General features: G+C 68.3%; 24 protein-coding genes. 18 read left to right on the top strand and 6 right to left on the bottom strand.

Annotated elements, in window-relative coordinates:
* Nucleotides 1-109: 109 nt before the first annotated feature.
* The 3 genes from pdxS to pdxT are packed head-to-tail and all read left to right on the top strand — an operon-like array spanning nt 110 to nt 2,405.
* Nucleotides 110-958, top strand: coding sequence for a pyridoxal 5'-phosphate synthase lyase subunit PdxS (gene pdxS / locus I7X18_RS16500; protein WP_232375509.1), 849 nt, complete (start codon nt 110-112; stop codon nt 956-958).
* Nucleotides 959-969: 11 nt separating this feature from the next.
* The gene (gene tesB, locus I7X18_RS16495) at nt 970-1,818 is read left to right on the top strand and encodes an acyl-CoA thioesterase II (protein WP_193043143.1); all 849 of its coding nucleotides are present in this window, start codon (nt 970-972) and stop codon (nt 1,816-1,818) included.
* On the top strand, nt 1,815-2,405 hold the full coding sequence (gene pdxT, locus I7X18_RS16490; protein WP_193043142.1) for a pyridoxal 5'-phosphate synthase glutaminase subunit PdxT: 591 nt from the start codon (nt 1,815-1,817) through the stop codon (nt 2,403-2,405). The genes tesB and pdxT overlap by 4 nt, the downstream gene beginning before the upstream one ends.
* A 51-nt stretch (nt 2,406-2,456) precedes the next feature.
* On the opposite strand, the gene I7X18_RS16485 is transcribed toward pdxT, so the two are convergent.
* Entirely contained in the window at nt 2,457-4,010 is a 1,554-nt protein-coding gene (locus I7X18_RS16485) for an FAD-dependent monooxygenase (protein WP_193043141.1), read from the bottom strand.
* Nucleotides 4,011-4,092: 82 nt separating this feature from the next.
* Entirely contained in the window at nt 4,093-5,739 is a 1,647-nt protein-coding gene (locus tag I7X18_RS16480; RefSeq protein WP_193043140.1) for a purine-cytosine permease family protein, read from the bottom strand.
* 117 nt (nt 5,740-5,856) lie between these two features.
* On the opposite strand from I7X18_RS16480, the gene I7X18_RS16475 reads away from it, so the two are divergent.
* Nucleotides 5,857-6,609 carry a YebC/PmpR family DNA-binding transcriptional regulator gene (locus tag I7X18_RS16475; protein WP_193043139.1) on the top strand — a complete coding sequence of 251 codons (753 nt, stop codon included), beginning with the start codon at nt 5,857-5,859 and terminating at the stop codon, nt 6,607-6,609.
* Between the two features lie 6 nt (nt 6,610-6,615).
* Here I7X18_RS16475 and I7X18_RS16470 read toward each other — a convergent pair whose 3' ends face one another.
* Entirely contained in the window at nt 6,616-7,716 is a 1,101-nt protein-coding gene (locus I7X18_RS16470) for a polyprenyl synthetase family protein (RefSeq protein ID WP_232375256.1), read from the bottom strand.
* 215 nt (nt 7,717-7,931) lie between these two features.
* Here I7X18_RS16470 and I7X18_RS16465 point away from each other — a divergent pair, with 215 nt between their 5' ends.
* The 10 genes from I7X18_RS16465 (at nt 7,932) to fmdA (ending at nt 17,610) form a co-directional block, all read left to right on the top strand.
* Entirely contained in the window at nt 7,932-9,401 is a 1,470-nt protein-coding gene (locus tag I7X18_RS16465) for an APC family permease (protein WP_193043138.1), read from the top strand.
* A complete protein-coding gene (locus I7X18_RS16460) occupies nt 9,398-10,093 on the top strand; it encodes an SDR family NAD(P)-dependent oxidoreductase (protein WP_193043137.1) in 696 nt (231 codons plus the stop codon). Before I7X18_RS16465 ends, I7X18_RS16460 begins: the two co-directional genes overlap by 4 nt.
* Before the next feature lie 2 nt (nt 10,094-10,095).
* A complete protein-coding gene (locus I7X18_RS16455) occupies nt 10,096-10,764 on the top strand; it encodes an SDR family NAD(P)-dependent oxidoreductase (RefSeq protein WP_193043136.1) in 669 nt (222 codons plus the stop codon).
* 12 nt (nt 10,765-10,776) lie between these two features.
* On the top strand, nt 10,777-11,736 hold the full coding sequence (speB, locus tag I7X18_RS16450) for an agmatinase (RefSeq protein WP_193043135.1): 960 nt from the start codon (nt 10,777-10,779) through the stop codon (nt 11,734-11,736).
* A complete protein-coding gene (locus tag I7X18_RS16445; RefSeq protein ID WP_193043134.1) occupies nt 11,733-12,626 on the top strand; it encodes a polysaccharide deacetylase family protein in 894 nt (297 codons plus the stop codon). Before speB ends, I7X18_RS16445 begins: the two co-directional genes overlap by 4 nt.
* The gene (locus tag I7X18_RS16440; RefSeq protein ID WP_193043133.1) at nt 12,623-13,672 is read left to right on the top strand and encodes a Rieske 2Fe-2S domain-containing protein; all 1,050 of its coding nucleotides are present in this window, start codon (nt 12,623-12,625) and stop codon (nt 13,670-13,672) included. Before I7X18_RS16445 ends, I7X18_RS16440 begins: the two co-directional genes overlap by 4 nt.
* Before the next feature lie 5 nt (nt 13,673-13,677).
* Nucleotides 13,678-14,619, top strand: a complete 942-nt coding sequence (locus I7X18_RS16435) for a PDR/VanB family oxidoreductase (RefSeq protein ID WP_193043132.1) — start codon at nt 13,678-13,680, stop codon at nt 14,617-14,619.
* Nucleotides 14,620-14,650: 31 nt separating this feature from the next.
* Nucleotides 14,651-15,925 (top strand): PucR family transcriptional regulator, encoded by a 1,275-nt coding sequence (locus I7X18_RS16430; RefSeq protein WP_226862576.1) that lies wholly within the window; start codon nt 14,651-14,653, stop codon nt 15,923-15,925.
* A 195-nt stretch (nt 15,926-16,120) separates the two neighbouring features.
* Nucleotides 16,121-16,345 carry an FmdB family zinc ribbon protein gene (locus I7X18_RS16425; protein ID WP_319017950.1) on the top strand — a complete coding sequence of 75 codons (225 nt, stop codon included), beginning with the start codon at nt 16,121-16,123 and terminating at the stop codon, nt 16,343-16,345.
* Nucleotides 16,346-16,356: 11 nt separating this feature from the next.
* A complete protein-coding gene (gene fmdA, locus I7X18_RS16420) occupies nt 16,357-17,610 on the top strand; it encodes a formamidase (RefSeq protein ID WP_193043131.1) in 1,254 nt (417 codons plus the stop codon).
* An 83-nt stretch (nt 17,611-17,693) separates the two neighbouring features.
* On the opposite strand, the gene I7X18_RS16415 is transcribed toward fmdA, so the two are convergent.
* On the bottom strand, nt 17,694-18,524 hold the full coding sequence (locus I7X18_RS16415; RefSeq protein ID WP_193043130.1) for an alpha/beta fold hydrolase: 831 nt from the start codon (nt 18,522-18,524) through the stop codon (nt 17,694-17,696).
* Nucleotides 18,525-18,591: 67 nt separating this feature from the next.
* On the opposite strand from I7X18_RS16415, the gene I7X18_RS16410 reads away from it, so the two are divergent.
* The 4 genes from I7X18_RS16410 to ruvB all read left to right on the top strand — a co-directional run bounded on the left by I7X18_RS16410 (nt 18,592) and on the right by ruvB (nt 21,590).
* Complete coding sequence (locus tag I7X18_RS16410; protein ID WP_193043129.1) at nt 18,592-19,197, top strand: TetR/AcrR family transcriptional regulator; 606 nt, start codon at nt 18,592-18,594, stop codon at nt 19,195-19,197.
* A 141-nt stretch (nt 19,198-19,338) separates the two neighbouring features.
* A complete protein-coding gene (gene ruvC, locus I7X18_RS16405) occupies nt 19,339-19,893 on the top strand; it encodes a crossover junction endodeoxyribonuclease RuvC (RefSeq protein WP_193043128.1) in 555 nt (184 codons plus the stop codon).
* Nucleotides 19,890-20,480, top strand: coding sequence for a Holliday junction branch migration protein RuvA (gene ruvA, locus I7X18_RS16400; RefSeq protein WP_193043127.1), 591 nt, complete (start codon nt 19,890-19,892; stop codon nt 20,478-20,480). Before ruvC ends, ruvA begins: the two co-directional genes overlap by 4 nt.
* Nucleotides 20,481-20,513: 33 nt before the next feature.
* A complete protein-coding gene (gene ruvB, locus I7X18_RS16395; RefSeq protein WP_193043126.1) occupies nt 20,514-21,590 on the top strand; it encodes a Holliday junction branch migration DNA helicase RuvB in 1,077 nt (358 codons plus the stop codon).
* Between the two features lie 24 nt (nt 21,591-21,614).
* Here ruvB and I7X18_RS16390 read toward each other — a convergent pair whose 3' ends face one another.
* Both I7X18_RS16390 and car read right to left on the bottom strand, forming a co-directional pair.
* Nucleotides 21,615-22,052 (bottom strand): hypothetical protein, encoded by a 438-nt coding sequence (locus tag I7X18_RS16390; protein ID WP_193043951.1) that lies wholly within the window; start codon nt 22,050-22,052, stop codon nt 21,615-21,617.
* A 205-nt stretch (nt 22,053-22,257) separates the two neighbouring features.
* Nucleotides 22,258-25,794, bottom strand: a complete 3,537-nt coding sequence (gene car / locus I7X18_RS16385; protein ID WP_193043125.1) for a carboxylic acid reductase — start codon at nt 25,792-25,794, stop codon at nt 22,258-22,260.
* Nucleotides 25,795-25,960: the final 166 nt, after the last annotated feature.

Below are 25,960 nucleotides of genomic sequence, written 5' to 3'. Positions count from 1 at the left end.
ACTGGAGGAGTTGACAGTGGATCTCGAAGGGCAGCGTCACGACCGGAGCAACGGCGTCACGCAGAACGGCTCAGCACACCAGACGGGCACCGCCCGGGTGAAGCGCGGCATGGCCGAAATGCTCAAGGGCGGCGTGATCATGGACGTCGTCACCCCCGAGCAGGCCCGCATCGCCGAGGGCGCCGGAGCCGTCGCGGTGATGGCGCTCGAGCGCGTGCCCGCCGACATCCGCGCCCAGGGCGGCGTGTCGCGGATGAGCGACCCCGACATGGTCGAGGGCATCATCTCCGCGGTCACCATCCCGGTGATGGCCAAGGCGCGGATCGGGCATTTCGTCGAGGCGCAGATCCTGCAGAGCCTCGGCGTGGACTACGTCGACGAATCCGAGGTGCTCACCCCGGCCGACTACGCGAACCACATCGACAAGTGGAAGTTCACCGTCCCGTTCGTGTGCGGTGCGACCAACCTGGGTGAGGCGCTGCGCCGCATCACCGAGGGTGCGGCGATGATCCGCTCGAAGGGCGAGGCCGGTACCGGTGACGTGTCCAACGCCACCACCCACATGCGCAAGATCGGCGGCGAGATCCGCCGGCTGACGTCGCTGTCCGAGGATGAGTTGTACGTGGCGGCCAAGGAACTGCAGGCGCCCTACGATCTGGTGGTCGAGGTGGCGCGGGCCGGCACGCTGCCGGTGACGCTGTTCACCGCCGGTGGCATCGCGACCCCGGCCGACGCGGCGATGATGATGCAGCTCGGCGCGGAGGGCGTGTTCGTCGGATCGGGCATCTTCAAGTCCGGCAACCCGGCCGAACGCGCCGCGGCGATCGTGAAGGCCACCACGTTCTACGACGACCCCGATGTGCTGGCCAAGGTGTCGCGCGGGCTCGGGGAGGCGATGGTGGGCATCAACGTGGAGGACATCGCCCAGCCGCACCGGCTCGCCGAACGCGGCTGGTAGTACTGACGCGGATGGCGATCGAGCAGATCCTCGATCTCGAGCAACTCGAGGTCAACATCTACCGCGGTGGCGTGTTCAGCCCCGAATCCGGTTTCCTGCAGCGCACATTCGGCGGTCATGTCGCCGGGCAGTCGCTGGTGTCGGCGGTGCGCACGGTGGACCCGAAGTATCTCGTGCACTCGCTGCACGGGTACTTCCTGCGGCCCGGTGACGCCCGCGCGCCGTCGGTCTTCACCGTCGAGCGCATCCGCGACGGCGGCTCGTTCTGCACCAGACGGGTCAGCGCGATCCAGCACGGGGAGACGATCTTCTCGATGTCGGCGTCGTTCCAGACCGATCAGAGCGGGATCGAGCATCAGGACGCGATGCCGCTGGCGCCGCCGCCGGACGACATCCCCGACTTCAAATCGGCCAGCAAGGTGTTCGACGACGCCAGCTTCCGGCAGTTCGACGAGTGGGACGTGCGGATCGTGCCACGCGACCGCCTCGGCGTGCGTGAGGGCAAAGCCTCCCAGCAACAGGTGTGGTTCCGCCACCGCGATCCACTGCCCGACGACCACGTGCTGCACATCTGCGCGCTGGCCTACATGAGCGACCTCACCCTGCTGGGTTCGGCGCAGGTCAACCACCCCGAAGAGCGCAAGCATCTGATGGTGGCGTCGCTGGACCACGCGATGTGGTTCATGCGGCCGTTCCGCGCCGACGAGTGGCTGCTCTACGACCAGTCGTCGCCGTCGGCGTGCGGGGGCCGGTCGCTGACCCAGGGCAAGATCTACAACCGCTACGGCGAGATGGTCGCGGCGGTGATGCAGGAGGGGCTGACCCGCTACGCGCGTGACTTCACCCCGGGCCGGGAATGAGCCCGCGTGTCGGTGTCCTTGCGCTGCAGGGTGACACTCGCGAACACCTCGCCGCGCTGACCGAGGCGGGTGCCCAGGCGGTGACGGTGCGCCGCCTGTCCGAGCTCGAGGCCGTCGACGCGCTGGTGATCCCCGGCGGGGAGTCGACGGCGATGAGCCATCTGCTGCGCGAATTCGAACTGCTCGAGCCGTTGCGCGCCCGCCTCGCCGAAGGCATGCCGGCCTACGGTTCGTGTGCCGGGATGATCCTGCTGGCCAGCGAGATTCTCGACGCCGGAGTCGCAGGGCGCGAGGCCACCCCCTTGAAGGGGATCGACATGTCGGTGCGGCGCAACGCGTTCGGGCGCCAGGTCGACTCGTTCGAAGGCGACATTCCCTTCGAGGGTCTGGACTCTCCGGTGCATGCCGTGTTCATCCGAGCGCCGTGGGTGGAGCGTGTCGGCCCGGATGTCGAGGTGCTGGGCCGCGCCGGTGAGCACATCGTCGCGGTCCGGCAGGGCCGCATGCTCGCAACCTCGTTTCACCCCGAGGTGACCGGCGACCGGCGGGTGCACAAACTCTTCGTCGACATGGTCACCGAGGAGTGATTTGGGCGTGCGTAGTCGCGCTGGGCGCGACTACGCACGCCGAAATCGCCGTCAGCGGGCGATCATCGCGAAGTAGTCGGCGACCCGATCGTCGAGGGCGGTGACCGCGCCGACATAGCCGTCGGGGCGCACCACGACGCGGCCTCCGTCGCGCAGACCCAATCTCGTGGCCACCAGGCCCCGCGGGTCGGCGACGACGGTGTCGTAGCCGCCGACCGGGGTGTCGTCGGCGGTGATCAGCACCTGCAGCGGACCGGCCGGTCCGGCGGCCGGCGCGGGGTGTTCCGCGGTCACTGTCAGGATGCAGTGACCGGTGTTCTCGCCGCCGCAGAATTCGATCAGCTGCTTCTGGAGCGCGGCGTCGTCGACATGCGGAAAATGTTGTCCGGCAACGATCTTGCTGCGCCGGGGCCGGCCGTCGAGCACGGCCGGACTGTCGGGGTAGCCGACGCCGATCTCCTCGACCACCGAGGCCATCCTGGCGCCGACGGCGGGGATGTTCCCGAGCGCCCGCATGAGCACGTTGCGCACCACCCGGGGGCCGCCACTGAGCGTGCCCGCCTTGGTCAGCAAGCCACTGAACCCGATGACCTTCTCGGCGACCGGATGCCGTTCGGCGTGATAGCTGTCGAGCAGGGCCGGGCCGCCGTCGCCGCGGAGGGCCGTGGCGAGTTTCCATGCCAGGTTGAACGCGTCCTGCATGCCGGTGTTCATCCCCTGCCCGCCCGCTGGGCTGTGGATGTGAGCGGCGTCGCCCGCCAGGAACACGCGGCCGTGCCGGTACTGCGGAACCTGCCCGTGATGGATCTCAAAACAGGTCAGCCAGTGGCTCTTGATGATTCGAATTCCGCCGACCCGTTCGTCGAGGATGCGCTGCAGATTCTCCTGCGTGGGGTGCAGGTTCAGCGGGGTGCCCTCGGCGTCGTGGACCTGGGCCATCAACCGGTGGCGACCGTTGCGCATCGGCATCGTGATCACCGGGCCCTGCGGTGCGAAGATCGTGAACATCGACTCGGTGCCGAAATCACTGTCGGCGTCGCAGTCGCCGAGGATGAACCGCTCGCCCTGAAACGATCCCTGCAGGCGCGTCCCGACGAGGTGGCGCACCGTGCTGTGGGCGCCGTCGGCGCCCACCACCCACCTCGCCTCGACGGTTTCCTCGGTGCCGTCGGCGCGGCCCAGGGTCGCCCGCACCGACTCCTCGCTCTGGGTCAGTGCCAGCAGTTCGGCGCCGCGGTCGACGGTCACGCCGAGTCCGGTGAGTCGGTCGGTGAGCACCCGCTCGGTCTCGGTCTGCGGGGTGAGCAGCGAGAACGGATACGCGCTGTCCACGCCGCCGAACTGCACGTGGAACAACTCGGTGCCGTTGCTGAGCATCGTCATCCCGGTCGAGGTGACCCCGGTCGCGACGAGTTCGTCGACGATGCCCATCCGGGCGAACATGTCCAGGCTGCGGGCGTGCACGGCGATCGCGCGGGACTCGTCGGTCGGTGCGGGGAGCTTGTCGACGATGCGGACCGTCACGCCGCGGCGGGCCAGCTCGCAGGCCGCGACCAGGCCTACGGGGCCGGCGCCCACGACGAGGACGTCTGTGGTGGTGCTCAAAGGTCTCCTTCGACGAGGGCACTGATGAGACTGACCAGGGCCCCGATGAGACTAATGGTGCATGCCGCCCCCGCAGTGGTATTCAGGTCTGGGCGGGCAGCACGTGGTCGGCCACCCGGTCGGTGGACAGGCACAGCGAGCAGACGAACGCATCGTGGGTGGCGCACTTCATCATGTCGGGCCGCTCGTAATCATGTTGGCAGACATGGCATGTGAGGTGTTCGCCGGACGGGTTGCCGAATTCGTCGTACATCGGCAGGTCGATGCCGTCATCGGTGCGGCGCAGGTAGTAGCGGCCCTTCGTGGCGATCGCGAAGATCGGCGGCAGCACCAGGCCCAGTCCGATGGCGACCAGGGGGGAGTACGGCCGGATGGCTTCGCCCAGCCCGCCGAAGAACGCCACGATCGACACCCCGGCGGCGATCAGCATGGAGCCGAAGCCCACCGGGTTGAACGCGTACAGCATGCCTCGGCGGAACTCCGGTGCCTTCGGCGAGATCTTGAGCAGGTGTTTGTTGATGACGATGTCGGAGGCCACCACGACCACCCATGCCATACCGCAGTTCGCGTAGAACCCCAGGATCGTGTTGAGGAAGTCGAACATGTTGGCTTCCATCAGGATCAGCGCGATGAGGAGGTTGAACGCGAGGAACACCAGCCGACCGGGATAGTGCTTGGTGACACGGGTGTACGAATTCGTCCACGCCAGCGACCCGGAGTAGGCGTTGGTGACGTTGATCTTGATCTGGCTGATGACGACGAGCACGACGGCCAGCGTCATCGCGAGCCAGCCGGGCAGGAAGTTCTCGTAGATCTCGAGGAACTGGTGCGCGGGCTGGTTCGCGATCCCCGCACTGTCGGCGACGTTGGCGATCAGGTAGACCGCCAGGAACAGGCCGACGATCTGCTTGATCGCGCCGAAGAACACCCAGCCCGGTCCCGCCAGGATCATCCACGTCCACCAACTGCGCTTGTTCGCAGGCGTTTTCGGCGGCATGAAGCGCAGATAGTCGATCTGCTCGGCGATCTGGGCGATCAACGACAGACACACGCCGGCGGCCAGCAGTGTGGAGCCGATGTCGAACCCGCCTGCGCCCTCCTCGCCCTGGTAGGCGAAGAACTGTCCGACCGACTCCGGATGGCTCACCACGAGGTAGACGAACGGTGCCACCATCAACACCAGCCACAGCGGAGTCGTCCACACCTGCAGCGTCGACAGCACTTTCATGCCGTAGATCACCAGCGGGAAGATGATGATGGTCGAGACCGCGTACCCCAGCCACAGGGGGACGCCCAGGCCGAGTTCGAGCCCCTGGGCCATGATCGAGCCCTCGAGCGCGAAGAAGATGAACGTGAACGTCGCCATGATGACGTTCGTGACCACGGACCCGTAGTAGCCGAAGCCGCTGCCGCGGGTGATGAGGTCGAGATCCATGTTGTAGCGCGCCGCGTAGTAGGCGAGCGGGAATCCGGACAGGAAGATGACGACGGCGAAGATCAGGATGCCCCACAGCGCGTTGGTGGTGCCGTAGGCGATGCCGATGTTCGCGCCGATCGCGAAGTCCGCCAGATAGGCGATCCCGCCGAGGGCCGAGACGCCCACCACGCCGGTGGACCATTTGCGGTAGCTGCGCGGGGCAAAGCGGAGCGTGTAGTCCTCGAGGGTCTCCTTGGTGGCCGCCGACCTGTCGATCTCGGCGCCCGATTCCCTGCTGACGTCCTGGGTCATCTGGCAAAGCTAGGACCGAGGTGTTTCGTGAACGTGACGGTCGTGTTCCGGCGAGACGTACGAGTGGCCCACGTAGACTCGGCAGGCGAGAAGTGACAGGAAAGAAGGTTCTTGCTGATGAGCGGCCATTCCAAGTGGGCCACCACGAAGCACAAGAAGGCGGTCATCGACGCCCGTAGGGGTAAGAACTTCGCCAAACTGATCAAGAACATCGAGGTCGCCGCCCGAACCGGTGGTGGTGACCCCGGCGGCAACCCCACGCTCTTCGACGCCATCCAGAAGGCGAAGAAGAGCTCGGTGCCCAACGACAACATCGAACGCGCCCGCAAGCGCGGCGCGGGTGAAGAGGCCGGCGGGGCCGACTGGCAGACCATCACCTACGAGGGGTACGGCCCCAACGGCGTCGCGGTACTTATTGAATGCCTCACCGACAACCGCAATCGTGCTGCCGGTGAGGTGCGCGTCGCGATGACCCGCAACGGCGGCAACATGGCCGATCCGGGTTCGGTGTCCTACCTCTTCTCGCGCAAGGGTGTGGTGACGCTGGAGAAGAACGGGCTCTCTGAGGACGACGTGTTGACGGCCGTCCTCGAAGCCGGCGCCGAAGAGGTCAACGACCTTGGCGACAGCTTCGAGGTGATCTCCGAACCGACCGATCTGGTCGCGGTGCGCACGGCGCTGCAGGACGCCGGCATCGACTACGACTCCGCCGACGCCAGCTTCCAGCCGTCGGTCAGCGTGCCGCTCGACGCCGAAGGCGCCCGCAAGGTGATGAAACTCGTCGACGCCCTCGAGGAGAGCGACGACGTGCAGGACGTCTACACCAACGCCGACATCCCCGACGAGGTCCTCGCCCAGCTTGACGCGTAGCGGTGTTCAGGCCGTCGGCAGGAACGACAGTTCGGTGCACTCGGCGAGCATCTCGGAGAGCCCCGCGAGTGTGGTCACATCCGCGGTCGAGGCCAGCTCGGCGACCGCCTGATGCGCGATGACGACCAGATCGGCGATCCGCCGCCCGACCCGGTCCGCGGCGCCGCACTGCAGCGCGATTCGCTGCACCTCCGCGATGGCCGCCGGATCGGCCGAGGCGTCGCCGACAATGGCGGTCAGCGTGCGAATGTCCTCACCGTCGGCCAGGTCGTAGGCGGCGCCGAGCAGTTCGGTGGGTTTGCCCGCTCGGATGTCATCGCCGGTCTGTTTGCCGCTCGTCTTGGTCGTGCCGAACAGGTCGGCCAGATCATCGCGCAGCTGGAACGCCTGGCCGACAGCGCGGGCGTACTCGCCGAGTGTGGCCGCCGTGGCGGCTGACGCGGTCCCCGTGAGGGTCAGGCCGAGTTCGACGGGACGTTCGACGGTGTAGGCGCTGGTCTTGTAGCGCAGGATCTTGTCCGCCGTCGCGGCGTCGTAGTCGCGCTCGGCCTGAGCCTGCAGCTCGAGCAGCTGGCCGGCCAGCACCTCCAGACGCATGGACCGGAACACCCGCGAGGTGCGCCGGGCGATGTCAGCAGGCAGGTCCGCCACCGCGTCGTCGAAGGTGTCGTGCGCCGCCGACCACAGCAGATCCCCGACCAGCAGGGCCATGTGATCGCCGTACTCCGTGGGGTCTCCCCACCGGGCGCCGGCACGGTGGCGTGCGGCCAGTGCCGCCCGTACCGACGGCCGGCCGCGGCGCACCTCGGAACTGTCGATCACGTCGTCGTGGACCAGGATCGCCGCGTGCAGCAATTCCAGCGCGGCGGCGAGGCCCACCAGGGGCTGCGGTGCCGCATCGGCCGACGCGCCCACCCGCCAGGCCCAGTAGGCGAACCGGGGGCGCAGGCGTTTGCCACCGGACTGCACCGCCGATTCGCACACGGCCGCGACGGCGACGAGGTTCCGGTCGACCGAGAGCAGCGGCTCGGCGACGGCGTCGGTGACGACGGCGCGCAGGTGGCCCTCGAGGGCCGACAGGAATTCCGTCTGGTCGGTGTCGGGCACGACATCCTCACTCTCTGATGGGGGCGGGGCGAGTGTATGGGGTGACGTTCGCGTGCCGGCACACCCCGCGACCGGGTGAGACGGCAACGCTGTAGATCCCTACAGTCACGTGCCCGGTGACTGTGCAGCCAAACCGCACATCGCTGTCTGGAGTGCCGTCCTCGGCGCCCCATGCCCATACTTGCGTGTCCACGGGGCAGCGAAAGGAAGACGAAATGACGTCTGGCGAGCAAATGGGCTCGGCGCCAACGGAATTGAGGCGTGAATTCTCCCTGTGGTCGGCGTTCGCGTTTGCGTTCGCGTTCATCTCCCCGATCGTGGCGATGTATGGGATCTACGGTTTGTCGCTGGCGACCGCGGGTCCCGGGTTCTGGTGGACGTTCATCATCGTGGGCGTAGGACAGTGCATCGTGGCGCTCGCCTTCGCCGAACTCGTGTCCCGGTGGCCGTACGAGGGCTCGATCTACCAGTGGACCAAGCGACTCGCCGGTGACGTGGCCGGGTGGCTGGCCGGCTGGGTCTACATGTGGGCGCTGGTGATCATCATGGCCACCGTCGCCTACGGTGGCGCCGGGTTCCTGGCTCAGCTGATCGGAATCGAGCAGCCGACCGCGGTACAGCAGAGCGTCGTCGCGCTGCTGATCCTGCTCGCAGGCACCGGTGCGAACATCCTCGGGCGCGGGTTCCTGAAGGCGCTGATGGTCGGCAGCATCATCGCCGAGATCGTCGCCTCGGTGGGTCTGGGCACCTATCTGCTGATCTTCCACCGCCACCATGGATTCGACGCGGTGCTGCACGGTGTCGATCTGTCCAGCGGATGGTCGTGGGCGTACGTCTCCGGTCCGTTCCTGGCCGCGCTCGCCTTCACCGGTTGGTCGATCCTCGGCTTCGAAAGCGCGGGCGCGATCGCCGAAGAGGTGAAGGAACCGCGACGCAACGTGCCCAAGGCGATGCTCTTCTCCATCGCCTTCATCGCGCTCGTGATCGCCTACGCCTCGCTGGCGGTGACCCTCGCGGTGCCCGACTTCGATCTGGTGCGCTCCGGTGAGGAGCCCGACCCGGTGGCCTACGTGCTGGGCAGCGCACTGGGGGAGGCGGCCGTCAAACCGATCCTGTTGGCGTTCGTGATCGGCTTCCTGGCGAGCTTCCTGGCACTCCAGGCGTCGGGCTCCCGGATCATCTGGTCCTTCGCCCGCGACAAGGTGCTCCCCGGGTCCGCGGTGCTGTCCAAGCTGTCGAACTCCGAGGCGCAGCCGATCCCCGCCATCCTCGTCACCACGGTCATCGGCGCCTTCGTCTTTCTGATCAGCGCCACGGACGTGTACTCCGTGCTGGTCACCTTCACCGCGGGCGGCTACTACCTGGCATTCCTGTTCCCGTTGGTGACCGGCCTGGTGGCGCGTCTGCGTGGCAGGTGGGTGCCCGGGCCGTGGAATCTGGGCCGATTCGGCACCCCGGTGGCTGTCCTCGCGGTGGTGTGGGTCGGCTTCGAGTTCACCAATATCGTCTGGCCGCGCACCATCTCCGAGTCGTGGGTGATGAACTGGGCCTTCTTCGTCGCGATGGGTGCGATCTTGGCGCTCGGCGCGGTGATCATCAAGGTGCGCAAGGTCGGTCAGCCCCGCCCGGAAACCGCCGCCGAGCCCACCGAATCCACGGGAGAACCCGTGAGCGAGCCGGTATGACCGAGCGCGTCGTCGTCGTCACCGGCGCGGGCAGCGGCATCGGAGCCGAGATCGCCCAACTGCTGCAGGCGGGCGGCTGGAAGGTCGCCTCGATCTCCCGCGAGCCCGTCCCTGCCATGGACAAGTGGCTGATCGCGGACGTCGCCTCGGAGCGCGAGGTCAGCGATGCCATCGCCGAGATCGAAGAGGCTTTCGGGCACATCGACGCCGCGGTGGTCTGCGCCGGACACTACGAGGAGATTGCCGCACTCGACATCTCGCAGCCCACCTGGGAGCGGATGCTGCGTGTGCACGTCGGCGGGCTGGCCCACGTGTGCCGGGCGGTACTGCCGCAGATGCGCAGGCGACGCAGCGGGCGCATCGTCGGCATCGCCTCCGAACGCGCCATCGGCGGTGGCAGCAACGACGCGCACTACGCCGCGGCGAAGGGCGCGGCGCTGAGCCTGCTCCGCAGCATCGCCGTCGAGGTGGCCGGGGACGGCGTCGTCGTCAACGCGGTGGCTCCCGGTCCGTGCGACACGCCACTGCTGCCACCCGACTCCTGGGAACGGGCCGATGAGTTCACCGCCGGCCTGCCCGCACGGCGCATCGCGCAGCCGCGCGAGGTCGCCGAACTGGTGCGGGCCCTCTTGGAGGAGGACCTGTTCCTCTGCGGAGAAGTGTTGTCGGTCAACAGCGGAACGGTGATATGACGATGAGGGACCGCAGCCGCGTGCTGATCACCGGTATCGACACCGCCCTGGGCGCCGCCGTCAACGCTCACCTCACCGGTCGCGGCGCCGTGACTGCCGGGGCGGACGTCGGCCCCACCGACGCCGCGGACATCCGCGGCGCGGTGGCGCGGGCGGCAGACGCGATGGGCGGAATCGACGCCCTCGTGGTCGCACACGGCCTGCCCTGTGTCGCGGGGTTCACCGACCAGTCGATGGACACGTTCTGGGACCACGTAGACGCCACCTTGACCGGTAGCTTCCTCTACGCGCAGGCCGCCGCGGAACACATGCGGCACAACGCCACCGGGGGCCGGATCGTGCTGACCACGTCGCGCTGGCACATCGGCGGCACGGACCTGTCGGCGGTGGCCACCGCCGCCGGAGGCATCGTCGCGCTGACCAAGTCCCTGACGCGTGACTTCGGGGGTTTCGGAATCGGCGTCAACGCCGTCGCGGTCGGTGCCGTCGACTCCGAGTGGTCGGTGTGCGATGCGGCCGGGGGCCTCCCCGGTGGTGTGCCGCCCATCGGGCAGTTCGGCAGCGTCGAGCAGGTGGCCCGCGTCATCGGCCTCCTGTGCCAGCGCCGGCTCGGCGCGGCAGTGGGACAGATCGTGAACGTCGACGGCGGATCGTCGCGAAACCGCGTATAGGAGAGGCAATCAATGAACATCGACAACACCCGCGCCATCGTCGGGGCGGTCGACCCGCAGGTGCAGCCCCGTTACGCCGGTTGGACGACTTTCGCCCGGCTGCCCCGACTCGAGGACGTGGCCCAGGCTGACGTCGTCGTGGTGGGCGTGCCTTTCGACAGCGCCGTCACCTACCGGCCGGGAGCGCGGTTCGGGCCCAACGCGATTCGACAGGGTTCCCGTCTCATCCGCGGTTACAACCCCGAGCTGGACATCAGCCCGTTCGAGGTCTGCCAGGTCGCCGACGCGGGCGACCTCGCGTGCAACCCCTTCGACATCGGGCAGGCGGTCGACCAGATCGCCGCGCAGCTGACCGAGCTGCTCTCGAACGGGACACGGGCGATCATCCTCGGCGGCGACCACTCCGTCGCGCTGCCGTCACTGCGCGCAGCGCACGCCGTGCACGGACCGATGGCGTTGGTGCACTTCGACGCTCACCTCGACACCTGGGACGGCGTCTACGGCGCCGACATCACCCACGGGTCGCCGTTCCGGCGGGCGTTCGAGGAGGGCCTGCTGCTCGACCGCAACGTGCACGTCGGTGTGCGTGGCTCGATCTACGACCGCAAGGATCTGGTCGAGGATGCCGGCTTCGGCTTCTCGGTCATCACCTGCCGCGACATCAGCTCCCTTGGCTCAGACGGCATCCTCGAGCGCATCATCGAACGCGTCGGTGACGTTCCGGTCTATGTGTCGGTCGACATCGACGTCCTGGACCCCGCGCACGCACCGGGTACCGGAACCCCCGAGGCCGGCGGCATGTCGTCTCGCGAGCTGCTCGAGGTGGTGCGCGGACTGGACGCGGTGAACCTGGTCGGCGTCGACGTCGTGGAGGTGTCCCCGGCCTACGACCACGCCGAGATCACCGCGATCGCCGCGGCGAACGTCGCCTGGGAGTTCCTGTCCGTCTTTGGAAGAAAGGTCCAACGATGAATCTGGTCCCCGCCGGCCCCGTGCCGTGGCCGAACGGAAAGACCTGCGCGGTTGCGTTCACCTTCGACGTCGACGCCGAATCACCGCTGCTGACCGCCGACCCGGCCTTCGCCGACCGGATGGGCGCGATGTCGCACCAGGCCTACGGACCGCTGGTAGGCGTTCCACGCCTGCTCGGCATCCTCGACGAGTTCGACGTCCCCGCAACGTTCTTCGTTCCCGGGTACACCGCACACCGCCACCCCGAGCCGATCCGGTCGATCGTGCGCGCCGGGCACGAGATCGCCCACCACGGCTACCTTCACGAGTCGCTTGTCGGAGCCGACGAGGACACCGAACGCGCGATCCTCGCCCGCGGCATCGAGGCTCTCGAGGAGGTCGCCGGAGTGCGACCGGTCGGATACCGCGCCCCGATGTGGGAGATGAACTGGCACACACCCAAACTGCTCGCCGAGTTCGGCTTCGTCTACGACTCCACGCTGATGGACTCCGATCATCCCTACGAACTCGCGGTCGGCGACGGCACATCGCTGGTCGAGCTGCCGGTCAGCTGGGCGCTCGACGACTGGCAGCAGTACTGCTTCGTCCCCGACTTCTCGGGCACCGGCCTGATCGAAACCCCCGCCAAGGCCATCGAGCTCTACCGCAGTGAACTCGACGCCATGCGTGACGTGGGTGGCGCCTGGATCCTCACCAACCACCCCTTCCTCTCTGGACGCCCCGGCCGGGCCGCAGCCCTGCGGGAGTTCATCGCCGAGGTGTGCGCGATGGACGACGTCTGGGTGGCCAGCATGGAGCAGATCGCCTCGCACGTCCGCGAACAGCAGCTCGAACCGCGCACCCTGACACGGCCCGAATTCAGCCCGACAGTGAAGGGAGCCCAGCGATGAAGCGCGACGCGTTGACCCCGGAGAAACTCCGCGAGGCCTACCGGCACAACTGGTTCGTGGTGGCCAGATCCCAAGACATCGACACCCCGCAGGCCGCGCAGTTGCTCGACCAGAAGCTGGTGGTGTTCCGCGACGCCACCGGTGCGGCGCGGGTCACCGACCGGCGGTGCATCCACCGCGGGGGCAACCTCGCCGACGGCGTGGTCCGGGGCGACAGCATCGCGTGCCCGTACCACGGGTGGCGGTTCGACGGCCAGACCGGCCGGTGCGGCCACATCCCCTCGCTGCCCCAGGGCGGTCGCATACCCCCGAAGGCCGAGATCAAGGCCTATCTCGTCATCGAACGGTTCGAGCACGTGTGGACATGTCTGGGCGACCCGGTGTTCGACCTGCCGAACCCGCCCGAGATCGAGAGTCTCGAGCTGGAATGGCGCGCGGCGAAACCGATCCACGCCGACTGCGGCTTCATGGCCGCAACCGAGAACTTCCGCGACATGGCGCACTTCCCGTTCGTGCACGAACCCTCGATGGGCAACGTGAACCCCGTCGTCGGCGACATCAACGTGCGTCGCGAGGGACGCGAGGTCTGGTCGGACTACTTCTACCAGCAGGTCCCCGATTCCGACTTCTCCGACGTCGGCGACGCCTGGATGCACTACCACTCGTATGCGCCCGGCATCGCGACGATCCTCTACGACTTCGGTGAGCAGACCGGCAAGCGCTACCTGGTCGACTTCCCGTCGCCGGTCAGTTACGACAAGTGCATCATCTTCTGGGGCGTCGCCACCGACCGCGACTTCCGCGGCGGCACCGTCGACGAGATCCTGGCCGTCGAGACCAAGGTCTTCGACGAGGACACCCCGATCCTCGGAGGGCTCGAGCCCAAGGAGGTTCCGCTGGCCGGCCAGGCGTTCGAGGTGTCGGCACCGGCGGACATCTACACGCTGAACTACCGGCGCGCGACCCAGTACGCGGTTCAGGCCATTCAGCAGGCCCGTGGATTGACCGAGGAGGCTGCTGTCGAACCCGGCCGCGTGCTGGTCTGAGTGTCGTGAAGCTACGCGTCACCCAGTTGCGGCTCGAGGCCACGGCCGTCGTCTCGGTGGTGCTGGAACCCATCTCGGGAGATCTTCTGCCCGAGTGGGAGCCCGGCGCGCACGTAGCGGTCACGCTGCCCTCGGGGTTGGTGCGGCAGTACTCGCTGTGCGGGCTCCCCGGAGACCGGCGCCGCTACACCATCGCGGTGCTCCTGGTCGCCGACGGTCGCGGTGGCTCCCGGGAGATCCATCAGAACCTGCGGGTGGGGGAGGTGCTCGAGGTCGGCGATCCGCGCAACGACTTCGCCCTCGAACAGGCGACACGGTACCTCTTCCTGGCGGGTGGGATCGGCATCACCCCGATCCTGACGATGATGGAACGGGTTGTGGCGCAGTCTGGTCCGCCTCCCGTGCGACTGATATACGGCGGGCGCAGCCGAACCTCGATGCCGTTCCTCGACCGGCTCGGACCGCTCGACGGCATCGACGTGGTGCCCGAGGACGAGGTAGGCCTGCCCGACCTCGCCGGCGCCATCGCCGACGCGCCGGCGGGCACGCACGTCTACTGCTGCGGACCACCGGCGATGCTGGCGGCGGTCCAGGGTGCCGGCGAAGGACGCCCCGATCTGCCGCTGCACTTCGAGCGGTTCACCGCCGGTGTGCGCGAGGTCCCACCGTCGGACGACGGAGCGTTCGACGTGGAACTGGTCCGCAGCGGAGTCACCGTCACGGTCGGCCCCGGCACGACCGTGCTCGACGCCGTGCTCGAGGTGGCTCCGGACACCCCGTTCTCGTGCACCGGGGGCTTCTGCGGTACGTGCGAGACGAAGGTGGTGTCCGGCGACGTCGACCATCGCGATGATCTGCTCACCGAGGACGAGCGGCGGGCGAACTCCACGATGATGATCTGCGTATCGCGGGCGCGGGGCGGCGGAAGGCTCGTCCTCGACCTGTAGCGACGGGACAACCGCCCTAGACTGCGCAGCCATGAGCGCACCGGCAGCGAACCTCCCGTCGAGTTCGGGGCCGATGGTGGAAGGGAGCCGGACAGCGAGCGACGCAACACCGCACGACGGCACCGTCCGGCTCGGGGATCTCCTGGCCGAGGCGAGCCTGCACGTCGACGCGCTCACGCCGATCGGTGACCTCGACCGACCGATCCGCTACGTGTATCCCACCGAACTGGCCGACCCGACGCCGTACCTCTCCGGTGAGGAACTGATCCTGAGCATCGGGGTGCCCGTGGTCGACCAGTCCGAGCAGGCGATCCGCCGCTACGTCGCCACCCTCTCCCGCAGGGGTGTCACGGCACTGGTCGTCGGCCTCGGTGACCTGTTCGAGGAGCCGCCCGCAGCACTGCTCGCGGCGTGCCGGGACGCCGACCTGCCCCTGCTCGCTCTTTCCGCGACGGTGCCGTTCCGCCGCATCGTCGACTGGGTCGACAGCATGCGGACCGCCGACCGCGAACAGGGCGCGCGGGAACGCGATCTCGGGTCGATACTGCGCTGGTTCGTCGCGGGCACACTGGGCGTCGGACCGGTGCAGAATGCGCTCGCCGGACACGGGCTGGCCGCGGCGCCCGTCGTGGTGTGTGCGTTCGCGCCCGAGGACCACGGTCGGGTGCACGGCCTGGTGGACCGGCACTCCGGCACGGTCGCGATCCTCGAGGACCGCATCGTGGCACTGTGCGCGCACTCCGAGGAGTTCAGCTCCGAGCTGGCCTCGTCGGAACTGGTCTGCGGAGTGGCGATCGCCCGGGACGCCCAGGCGATGGCGTACGCGATCCCCGAGGCCTCCGAGGCGCTGCACGAGGCGACCCGCTGGCGGCGCACCGTGCACATCGACGAGATCGCCACGCTCGACGGCCTGCTCGCCGCCGTCCCCAAGGTGCGGTTGGTGCCGTTCGTGCACCGGCTTCTGGTCCCGCTGGTGGACCACGACAAGGTCAACAACTCGCATCTCGTCGCGTCGCTCGAGGCGTTCCTCGCCCCCGAGCACGACATCACCACCGCCGCCAACCAGCTGTACGTGCACGTCAACACTCTGCGCAACCGGCTGGCCAAGATCGCCGAACTCACGGGCGCGAACCCGCTCGACGAGACCGACCGGATCAACTTCCGCATTGCACTGTGGGCAGCGCTGAACATGGGTATGCGCGAGGGCGCCGAGGCTCAGAATCACCCTGAACCCACTGCGCACCAAGCGATTACGCACCCCGGGCGGTCATCGATCGGTGGTGCGCGGCCGTCGCCCGCGCGGTAGTGCCGCCCGTGTAGGGACGCACACCCCCGGTGCGGATGCGTTGTGGAGTCCTCCAAGTGCCGCGCCAGGTCGGGCACTCCTCGGTAATGTAGTGGCTGCCTCCGGTGTAACGACCAGACGTAGTGAGGAATGCCGTTGATTCTCTACACATTTCGCTGTGAGTCTGGCTGCGGCGCAACGAAGCAGATGCACCCGATGGCCGAGCGTCCCGATGCCGTCGAATGCCCGGCCTGCGGCCGTCCGGCGCCACGGATGATCGGGTCGCCCCACCTCGGACGTGCCGGCAGCACGGCGATGGCGTTGCAGGACGCCACCCGCGCCACGGCTGACCGTCCCGCGGTGGTGGGCCGGCCTGCACCCGCGGGACGCAGTCAGAAGATCACCACCAACCCGCTGCACCAGACCCTCCCGCGACCATAGAAGGAGACCCCATGCCCGACGTCGTCTTTCCGCTCGACTCCACGAAGAAGTTCACCGATCAGGAGAAGGTCGGCCACAACCGCTGGCATCCCGACATCCCGGCGGCGGTGACGGTCAAGAAGGGCGACTCGTTCAGGGTGCACTGCCGCGAATGGTTTGACGGCGCCATTCACAACGACGATTCGGCCGACGACATCCTCAACGCGCCGTTGACCACCGTGCACACGCTCTCCGGTCCGATCGCCGTCGAGGGCGCCAAGCCCGGTGACCTGCTCATCGTGGACATCCTCGACGTCGGTCCCATCCCGCAGGAGGATTCCGGCCCGCTCGCCGGCCAGGGCTGGGGCTACACCGGCATCTTCCCGACGCAGAACGGCGGCGGTTTCCTCACCGAGCAATTCCCGGACGCGTACAAGGCGATCTGGGATTTCTCCGGCCAGAAGGCGACCTCGCGGCACGTGCCGGGGGTGGAGTTCACCGGCATCGTCCACCCGGGTCTGATGGGGACGGCGCCGTCGGCGGACCTGCTGGCGCGCTGGAACACCCGCGAGGCCGCGCTGATCGCCACCGATCCCGACCGGGTGCCACCGTTGGCGTTGCCGCCCGAACCGCAGGACGCGATCCTCGGCAGCCTCACCGGTGACGCGTTCGCGAAGGCCGCCGCCGAGGCGGCCCGCACCGCGCCGCCGCGCGAGAACGGCGGCAACCAGGACATCAAGAACCTCATCAAGGGCAGCCGGATCTTCTACCCGGTGTTCGTCGACGGGGCGAACCTCTCGGTGGGCGACCTGCACTTCTCCCAGGGTGACGGCGAGATCACCTTCTGCGGAGCGATCGAGATGGGTGGCTTCATCGATCTGCGCGTCGACGTCATCTCCGGTGGCATGGAGACCTACGGGGTCAGCGAGAACGCGATCTTCATGCCGGGCAACACCGATCCGCAGTACTCCGAATGGCTGGCGTTCTCCGGTACGTCGGTCACCCTCGACGGCGAACAGCGTTACCTCGACTCGCATCTGGCCTATCAGCGGGCGTGCCTGCATGCGATCGACTACCTGACGAAGTTCGGCTACAGCCCCGAACAGGCCTATCTGCTGTTGGGCGCCGCGCCGATCGAGGGACGGCTCTCCGGTGTGGTCGACATCCCGAACGCCTGTGCCACCGTGTACATCCCGACCGCGATCTTCGACTTCCCGGTCGCGCCGTCGGCGGCCGGTCCGGTGACGATCGACCCCGGGATGGGAGCGCCGCACGCGGCGTTCTGATGTTGGGTGACGGTGAGATCCACGTTCTGTAGACACCCACTCGGGAGTCGCCTACACAACGCGGATCTCGCCGCACTCACACGTCAGCTCGAGATGAACGCGCCGATCTCGCGGGCGGTCTGCTCGGGCTGGTCCAGCATGAGCAGCACCTTCGCGTCGTCGATCATCCGCAGTGTGCCTCCGGTCAGCTCCGCCAGGGCTTTTGCATGTGCGACGGGCATGACCCGTTGCTCGCTCCACAGCACCAGCACGTCACCCTGGAAGTCGGCGAGCCGGTTGGTGGCGCGGGTCAGTTCGATCTTGTCGAATTTCGTGCGCGTGTACTCGAGCAGATCGCGACGGATTCGGACGTCGGCGATGCCGGCGCCGGTCCATGCGTCCATGACGTCCTGAGGGATGGACTTCGCGGCCATCATGCCGAACATGAAGAACCGGTCGCGTAGCCACCTGAGACGCATCTGCCGCATGGCGAGCGCGACGGTTCCGGTGGTGCGGCTGGCCAACCACGTCACCTTGCCCGGGAAGCCGGGCGGGAAGTTCCCGAAGGCCTCGGACGGGCAGATGACCAGCCGCGTGACGCGCTTGTCGCGGCCCATGTCGGTCAGCATCAGCGGACCGCCCCAGTCGGTGACGACCAGCGTGACGTCGACGAGGTCGAGCGCGTCGAGGAAGTCCGCGACGATGCCGGCCATCCCGGTCAGCGACAGGTCCGCGTCAGTGGGCATCGGGATGCGGTGCCCGCCGAGGGGGAGGACCGGCAGTAGGTAGCGGAAGCCCTGCGGCAGCAGCGGCAGCGTCCGGTTCCATTGCGCGTCGTTCATCAGCACCCCGTGCAGCAGCACGACCGGTGCTCCCGCCGGATCGCCCTCGTCGCGGTATTCGATCGTCCCTTCGGTCACGTCGACGGTCTTCACGATGCCCTCCAGCGATTAGAACAATCATTCTAGAACGTATGCTCTAGTCTGAGGGCAGGAGGCGACGATGGCAAGGTCCACGAGGGAATCGATCCTGACCGCCACGGCGGAACTCATGCGTCAGCGCGGCTACGCGGCGGTGAGCATGAAGGACATCGCGGCGGCGTCGGGCGCGCCGGTCGGTTCGCTGTACCACCACTTCCGCGGCGGCAAGGTGCAGATCGCCCGGGACGCGCTCATCAACGCGGGCGCCGCCTACGCGCTGCTCATCCCGTCGGTGGTCGATGCCTACACCGATCTGGGTGACGCTCTCGACGGAGTCTTCACCCAGGCCGCCGACGACATGGCGGCCACGGGCTTCGCCAACATGTGCCCGATCGCCTCCGTCGCGGCCGAGGTGGTCGACACCGTCGAGGAGTTGCGCGTCACCACCGCCGGCGTGTTCAGCGGATGGCTCGACGGCGGCACCGCCTACTTCACCGCACGGGGGCTGGCGCCCAAGACGGCGCGTGAGGTGACGCTCACCCTCGTCGCCGCACTGGAGGGCGCCTTCATCCTGGCGCGAGCGCTGCGCGACGTCGAACCGCTGACGGCGGCCGGGCGGGTGCTGGGCTCGCGGTTCCGCGGCGTGCCGCTGACCGCCGCTCGCCGTGATCTGAGCCAACGTGCCTGAACTCGAGGATGCCGACGGTGTGCCGGCGCCGGGGTCGCCGCCGCAGGACCTGCGCCCGTACTCCTGAGCGGTGTGTCCGCGGATATCCGCGCCGATCGCCCGCTATTGTGTCGAACAGGTGTTCTCACGAAGGGGTTGTGCGTGCGGGTGATGGGAGTTGATCCCGGGTTGACGCGCTGCGGGCTGTCGGTCATCGAAAGCGGGCAGGGTCGGAAGGTGATCGCGCTCGACGTCGACGTGGTGCGCACCCCGGCCGACGAGCAGTTGCATCGGCGGCTGCTGATCATCAGCGACACCGTCGAGCACTGGATGGACACCCACCTCCCCGACGTCGTCGCGATCGAGAGGGTGTTCTCCAACCAGAACGCCTCCACCGCGATGGGCACCGCCCAGGCCGGTGGCGTCATCGCACTCGCGGCGGCCAAACGCGATATCGACGTGCACTTCCACACGCCCAGCGAGGTCAAGGCCGCCGTCACCGGCAACGGCCGCGCCGACAAGGCGCAGGTTACCGAGATGGTCACGAGAATCCTTGCGCTGCAATCAAAACCCACACCCGCCGATGCCGCTGACGCGCTGGCATTGGCGATCTGCCACTGCTGGCGCGCACCGATGATCGCCCGGATGGCCGCCGCGGAGGCGATGGCAGCCGAACAGCGCCGCAAGTACCAGGCCAAGCTCAAGGCGGCGAGGTGATCGCCTCGGTGCGCGGTGAGGTCATCGACATCGCGCTCGACCACGCCGTCATCGAGGCGGCCGGTGTCGGATACAAGGTGATGGCGACGCCGACGACGCTGGCCACGCTGCGCCGCGGGGAGGAGTCCCGGCTCGTCACGGCGATGATCGTGCGCGAGGACTCGATGACGCTCTACGGGTTCGCCGACGCCGACGCCCGCGACCTGTTCGGCACGCTGCTCGGAGTGTCCGGCGTGGGGCCCAAGATCGCGTTGGCCACGCTGGCGGTCTACGACGCACCGGCATTGCGCCTGGCGCTCGCCGACGGCGACGTCACGGCGCTGACCCGCGTGCCCGGCATCGGCAAGCGCGGCGCCGAACGCATGGTGCTCGAACTGCGCGACAAGATCGGCCCGGTCACCGCCGGCGCCGGGGTGACCGCGGTCAGTGGTCACGCGGTGCGCGGCCCGGTGGTGGAAGCCCTTGTGGGCCTGGGCTTTGCGGCCAAACAGGCCGAGGAGGCGTGCGACAAGGTGCTCGCCGGTGATCCGGACGCCACCACGGCGAGCGCCCTGCGGGCGGCGTTGTCGATGCTGGGGAAGAAGTAGCGATGTGCCGCTTGCGCGAAGAGCAGAGCTGACATGGGCCGCTTCGACGACACCGGGGCAGAAGAGCCCGCCGAACCCGAGGACCGCGACGTCTCGCCCGCACTGACCGTCGGCGAGGGCGATGTCGACGCCAGCCTGCGGCCCCGGTCGCTGGGCGAGTTCATCGGCCAACCGCGGGTGCGCGAACAGCTGCAGTTGGTGCTCGAGGGCGCCAAGAACCGCGGTGGCACCCCCGATCACATCCTGCTGTCCGGCCCGCCCGGGCTGGGCAAGACGTCGTTGGCGATGATCATCGCCGCCGAACTGTCGACCTCGCTGCGGGTCACCTCGGGTCCGGCGCTGGAGCGCGCCGGTGACCTGGCGGCGATGCTGTCGAATCTCGTCGAGGGCGATGTGCTGTTCATCGACGAGATCCACCGGATCGCCCGGCCCGCCGAGGAGATGCTCTACCTCGCGATGGAGGACTTCCGCGTGGACGTCGTCGTGGGGAAAGGCCCTGGGGCGACGTCGATTCCGCTCGAGGTCGCGCCGTTCACCCTGGTGGGCGCCACCACCCGGTCCGGTGCACTCACCGGTCCGCTGCGCGACCGGTTCGGCTTCACCGCCCACATGGACTTCTACGAGCCGGCCGAACTGGAACGGGTGCTCACCCGTTCGGCTGGCATCCTCGGGATCCACCTCGGCACCGAGGCCGGCGCGGAGATCGCGCGTCGCTCCCGCGGTACGCCCCGCATCGCCAACCGGCTGCTGCGCCGGGTCCGCGACTACGCCGAGGTCCGCGCCGACGGTGTCATCACCCGCGATATCGCCAAGGCGGCCCTGGCGGTCTACGACGTCGACGAACTCGGCCTCGACCGGCTCGACCGCGCGGTGCTCTCGGCGTTGACCCGCAGCTTCGGTGGGGGTCCGGTCGGCGTCTCGACACTCGCGGTCGCGGTGGGCGAGGAAGCCACCACCGTCGAGGAGGTGTGCGAACCGTTCCTGGTGCGCGCCGGCATGATCGCCCGCACCCCGCGGGGCCGGGTCGCCACCGCGTTGGCCTGGACGCACCTCGGGCTGACCCCGCCCAGTGGTGTCACCGCGCGGGGCCAGGCCGAACTGTTCGACTGAGACCCGGCGCCTGCGCGGCGTGGGTCAGAAGGTCCAGCTGCCCTGTGCCCGCACCACGAATCCGTGTTCGCCGTATTCACGGTCCGGCGGGGCTGGGGTGTCCGGGGACCACGAGTCGGGTTTCTTCGCCAGGCACGCGAGTCCGTCGTCGCTGATCACCGCGCACTCGACGCCGTTGCCGGCGGCGATTTTCGCCCCGGTCGGGAGAAGAGGAAACGGGTCCCCGGCGAGGTCGCCGATGTCTGACCGCGTGAGCACTCCTGGCCGTGTCAGTGAGGCGGCCACGTAGTCGACGTCGCCGCGCGTCCCGGGGACGGGGCCGGTACAGAACACGCCGAGGTCCGCGATGAGGCTGGCCTGACAACGCAATCCGGAAGGGGTGCTGAACACCCAGCCCGACATGCTCGGGTGCGCTCCGAACACCTGGTAGGGGCTCGCGTCGACCGACGGGTAGGTGTCCAGATCGGGGAACGCCGATGGCACCGCTGTCGCAGTGGAGGCGCTGTTCAGTGTCCCGACGATGAGCATCAACGCCAGCGCCACGCCTGATCCCGCCACCCGTGAGGACCGCACGAAAGTGTCATCGTCGGAGCCGAGGCGGGTGTTACCTCCGTTGTTCGACTGACGTGCCGGCGCCGGCGCTTCGTCGCGCCCTCGCCGCCACGGGTCAGACCAGACCGAGCAACTGCAGATCCGTGGCGTACTTGACGATCACGGCAGGACTCACATGCGGGATGTCCTTGTCCGGGCCGATTTTCGCGTCCTGCACGGCGGTGCGGAACCGGTCGGTCGGCGCCATCGCGCCATTGAGCGGGTAGCCCGGCTGCTGATAGTTGTGCAGCAGCGGTAGCAGCGAGTACTGCCGTGTGCGCTCGGGCAGCGCCCGCACCGCGGTCTCGAACCGCTGCAGCCACGACGCGTAGTCGTCGATGCGGTCGATGCGGTAGCCGGCGTCGACGAGCCAGTCGACGAACTCGTCGAGCCCGATGCCGTCGTCGTAGGGGTTCATCACGTGGTAGGTGGCGAAACCCTTACCCGACTCGTTCACCGCCTGCGCGCCGAGCGTCGAGATCGCCTCGGCGATGAACTCGACGGGCAGCCCGTCGTAGTGGGCCCGCCGGCGGTTGCCGTCCGCGTCGAGTACGTAGAACGACTTCGGCGCGATACCGGTGGCCACCAGGCTCAGCATCATGCGGGTGAACATGTCGGGCAGGTTGAGCTGACCGGCATAGGTGGTGTCGGCCAGGATCATGTCGCAGCGGAACACCGCCACCGGAAGCCCGCACAGGTCGTGCGCCTCCCTTAGCAGCACCTCGCCCGCCCACTTGCTGTTGCCGTAGCCGTTGGCGTAGCTGTCGTCGACCACGCGCGTCGGGCTGATCACCCGGATGTCGTCCTCCTCGGTGAAGCGGCCCGGTTCGATACCGGCGCCGACGCCGATGGTCGACACGTAGGTGAACGGTTTGATGCGGGTGGTGAGCGCGAGCCGGATCAGCTCCGCGGTGCCCACCGCGTTGGGCCCGAACAGTTGGCTGTAGGGCAGCACGTGGTTGACCAGGGCCGCCGGGTCGACGATGAGATCGACGGTGTCGGCGAGCCGCTGCCAAACCTGTTGCGAAAGACCGAGATCCGCTTCACCCTTGTCGCCGGCCAGCACCTCGAGGTGCTCGGCGGCCAGCTTCCGGTAGTGCTCCAGCAGCTTCGGGTCGCCGCTGTCGAAGGTGTCGTCGAGGCGCTGCCGGGCAGCCTCGTCGTTCTTGGCGCGCACCAGGCAGATTACCTTGCCGCCGACCAGCGACATCCGCTCGAGCCAGTCCAGGGCGAGGTAGCGGCCGAGGAATCCGGTGGCGCCCGTCAGCAGCACGGTTCGCACCTCACCGGCTGGACCTTCCAGTTGCGGTGCGGCGGATAGGGTTTCGGCATCGATGAACTTGTCCAGCGTGAGGTCGCGGGCGTGGACCTCGGTGGCCTCGCGGCCGTGCACCGACGCATACGTGGGCCGCTTACCCGCCGACGCGCGTTCGGTCTCGACGTATGCCGCGATCGACGCCAGGTCCGACGCAGGGCTGACGATGACCCCGACCGGCACGTCGACGCCGAAGATCTCGTGCAGCAGGTTGCCGAAGGTCAACGCGGACAGAGAATCTCCACCGAGATCGGTGAAATGAGAATCCGGGTGCACGTCGGCGGCGGTGGCGCCGAGCAGCGCGGCCGCGGCGCGGGCGACCGTCTCGGCGACCGGTCGCGTGTCTCCGTCCCGCCGCAGGGTGCGCAGTTCGTCGGCCTGGCCCTCGGCGAGCTCGACGTAGAGCTGTTCGAGGCGTTCGCCGTAGCGCGCCTTCAGCTTCGGGCGCGCCAGTTTGCGGATGCCGGTGAGCAATCCGTTCTCCAGCGTGAACGGTTCGGTCTCGACGAGGAAGTCGCGCGGGAGCTCGTAGGACTGCAGTCCCGCGGTCTTCGCGGCGTTCTGCAGCGAGGCGCTGATGGCGCTCTTGAGCGATGCGGCGTCGTGGTCGGCGAGCGCGTCGTCGGTCGGCACCACGACGGCCAGCAGGTAGGAGCGGGCGCTGTTGCCGTACACGTAGATCTGGCGGACCAGGGGCGACCCCGCGAACACGGCCTCCAGCTTGGAGACCGCGACGAACTCGCCCTGGGCGAGCTTGAGCACGTTGTTGCGGCGGTCGAGGTATTCGACCTGGTCCGGGCCGAGTTCGGCGACGATGTCACCGGTGCGGTAGAAGCCGTCCTCGTCGAACACCTCGGCGGTGACGTCGGGACGCTTGTAGTAACCGGGGAACATCTGGGTGGACCGGACGAGCAGCTCACCGCGCGGGTGCGGGCGGTCGGTGCTGAAGTAGCCTAGGTCGGGAACGTCGACGAGTTTGTACTCGAGCACCGGCGGGCGCTGGATGTGGCCGTCGACGAACACCGAACCGGCCTCCGTGGAGCCGTAACCCTCGATCAGATGCATGTCGATCAAGCGCTCGACCCACGTCTTCATCTCGGGCGAGATCGGCGCGGAACCGGTGATCGCGGAGACGAACCGGCCGCCGAGCTGTTCCTCGCGCAGTTCGGCGAGGACGGCGGCTTCCACGTCGTCGCGGCCGGCGGGGCGGTCCCCACCCTCGGCCAGCCGCCGGTCGACCTCGCCGGCGAACTCCTGGAAGAGCATGTCCCAGATCCTGGGCACGAAGCCGAGCTGGGTGGGGCGCACCAGGCGCAGATCGTCGAGCAAGGTGGACAGATCGCTGCGGGCGGCGAAGTAGACGGTGCCGCCGGCGCCGAGCGAACCGCACAGCAGTCCGCGGCCCATGACATGGCTCATCGGCATGAAGCTGAGGCTGATCGACGGCAGCGCCGCCTGGTTGTCGTCCCAGGTGGCGCGCGCCGCGACCCGCCACATGTCGGCGACCTTGCTCTCGGGATACATCGCACCCTTCGGCGCCCCGGTGCTGCCCGACGTGTAGATCAACAGCCGCAACGGATCGGCCTCGTCGACCGCCTGCGGTGCGACGGCGGGCAGTTCCACACCGCGCCGCAGTGTGTCGTCGAGCGTCTCGACCGGGACCACGCCGGCCAGCCGCGCCGTCGCAGCCTGGAGCGCTTCGCGCTGGTCATCGACTTGTTCGTGGTAGTCGAACACCACCACCCGCGCGGGCCGGTGACCGGTGAGCGCCAGTTCGGCGGCGTCGTCGACATAGTCGATGCTGGTCGCGATCAGGGTGGGCTCGGTCTCGGCCACGATCGGGCGCAGCGACTCGACGGCGGCGCTGGTCTGCAACGGCACCGCCACCGCACCGAGCCCGATCAGGGCGATGTCGATGGTGGTGTAGTCCACGCTGGTGAAGCCCAGCACGGCGACACGGTCACCGGGCCGTATGGGATCGTCGTGCCAGGCGTTGGTGAGCGCCTTCGCGCGGTCGTGCAGGTCGCGGTAGGTGATGGTGTCGAAGCGGGGGAGCAGCCGCATCGCGGTGCGGCCGGTCTGTGGATCGGTGACGAATTCGGTGGCGCGCTGTCCGAGTGCCGGTCGATCCGCGTAGCCGGTCATGAGCGCGGAGATGACCTCGGGCAGGCGGGCACCGTCCCGGTCGGCGGCGGCATTGACCTGGGGGTCGGGTCGGGCGGCGGCGAACTGAGGGTCGGTGGCGTACAACTGCGCGATGCGGCGCTGTTGGCGCGCTTCACGGGTTTCGGTGGACATGACGAATCCTCACAACGGGCGATCAGGAATACCGGCGGCGCAACACTGCGCACACCAAAAACTACGTTAGCCGAACTAATCTTATTCCCGGCTGGCGGGCGGTTGTCAATCCGCTGGGAGAACGGCGGCGAGTCGCCTGCGGATTACGCGGACCCGCCGTCGGGTA

It is taken from the genome of Mycolicibacterium baixiangningiae (assembly GCF_016313185.1).
Taxonomy (GTDB): domain Bacteria; phylum Actinomycetota; class Actinomycetes; order Mycobacteriales; family Mycobacteriaceae; genus Mycobacterium; species Mycobacterium baixiangningiae.
This window is presented reverse-complemented; position numbering and strand designations above follow the sequence as displayed.

Excerpts from the sequence above, each read along its gene's own strand:
- I7X18_RS16465 (WP_193043138.1), top strand. The coding sequence starts at position 7,932 with ATGACGTCTGGCGAGCAAATGGGCTCGGCGCCAACGGAATTGAGGCGT.
- I7X18_RS16425 (WP_319017950.1), top strand. The coding sequence starts at position 16,121 with ATGGCCGAGCGTCCCGATGCCGTCGAATGCCCGGCCTGCGGCCGTCCG.
- speB (WP_193043135.1), top strand. The coding sequence starts at position 10,777 with ATGAACATCGACAACACCCGCGCCATCGTCGGGGCGGTCGACCCGCAG.
- fmdA (WP_193043131.1), top strand. The coding sequence starts at position 16,357 with ATGCCCGACGTCGTCTTTCCGCTCGACTCCACGAAGAAGTTCACCGAT.
- I7X18_RS16440 (WP_193043133.1), top strand. The coding sequence starts at position 12,623 with ATGAAGCGCGACGCGTTGACCCCGGAGAAACTCCGCGAGGCCTACCGG.
- pdxT (WP_193043142.1), top strand. The coding sequence starts at position 1,815 with ATGAGCCCGCGTGTCGGTGTCCTTGCGCTGCAGGGTGACACTCGCGAA.
- I7X18_RS16460 (WP_193043137.1), top strand. The coding sequence starts at position 9,398 with ATGACCGAGCGCGTCGTCGTCGTCACCGGCGCGGGCAGCGGCATCGGA.
- car (WP_193043125.1), bottom strand. The coding sequence starts at position 25,794 with ATGTCCACCGAAACCCGTGAAGCGCGCCAACAGCGCCGCATCGCGCAG.
- tesB (WP_193043143.1), top strand. The coding sequence starts at position 970 with ATGGCGATCGAGCAGATCCTCGATCTCGAGCAACTCGAGGTCAACATC.
- I7X18_RS16445 (WP_193043134.1), top strand. The coding sequence starts at position 11,733 with ATGAATCTGGTCCCCGCCGGCCCCGTGCCGTGGCCGAACGGAAAGACC.
- I7X18_RS16410 (WP_193043129.1), top strand. The coding sequence starts at position 18,592 with ATGGCAAGGTCCACGAGGGAATCGATCCTGACCGCCACGGCGGAACTC.
- ruvB (WP_193043126.1), top strand. The coding sequence starts at position 20,514 with ATGGGCCGCTTCGACGACACCGGGGCAGAAGAGCCCGCCGAACCCGAG.
- I7X18_RS16480 (WP_193043140.1), bottom strand. The coding sequence starts at position 5,739 with ATGACCCAGGACGTCAGCAGGGAATCGGGCGCCGAGATCGACAGGTCG.
- I7X18_RS16455 (WP_193043136.1), top strand. The coding sequence starts at position 10,096 with ATGAGGGACCGCAGCCGCGTGCTGATCACCGGTATCGACACCGCCCTG.
- I7X18_RS16475 (WP_193043139.1), top strand. The coding sequence starts at position 5,857 with ATGAGCGGCCATTCCAAGTGGGCCACCACGAAGCACAAGAAGGCGGTC.
- I7X18_RS16430 (WP_226862576.1), top strand. The coding sequence starts at position 14,651 with ATGAGCGCACCGGCAGCGAACCTCCCGTCGAGTTCGGGGCCGATGGTG.
- pdxS (WP_232375509.1), top strand. The coding sequence starts at position 110 with ATGGCCGAAATGCTCAAGGGCGGCGTGATCATGGACGTCGTCACCCCC.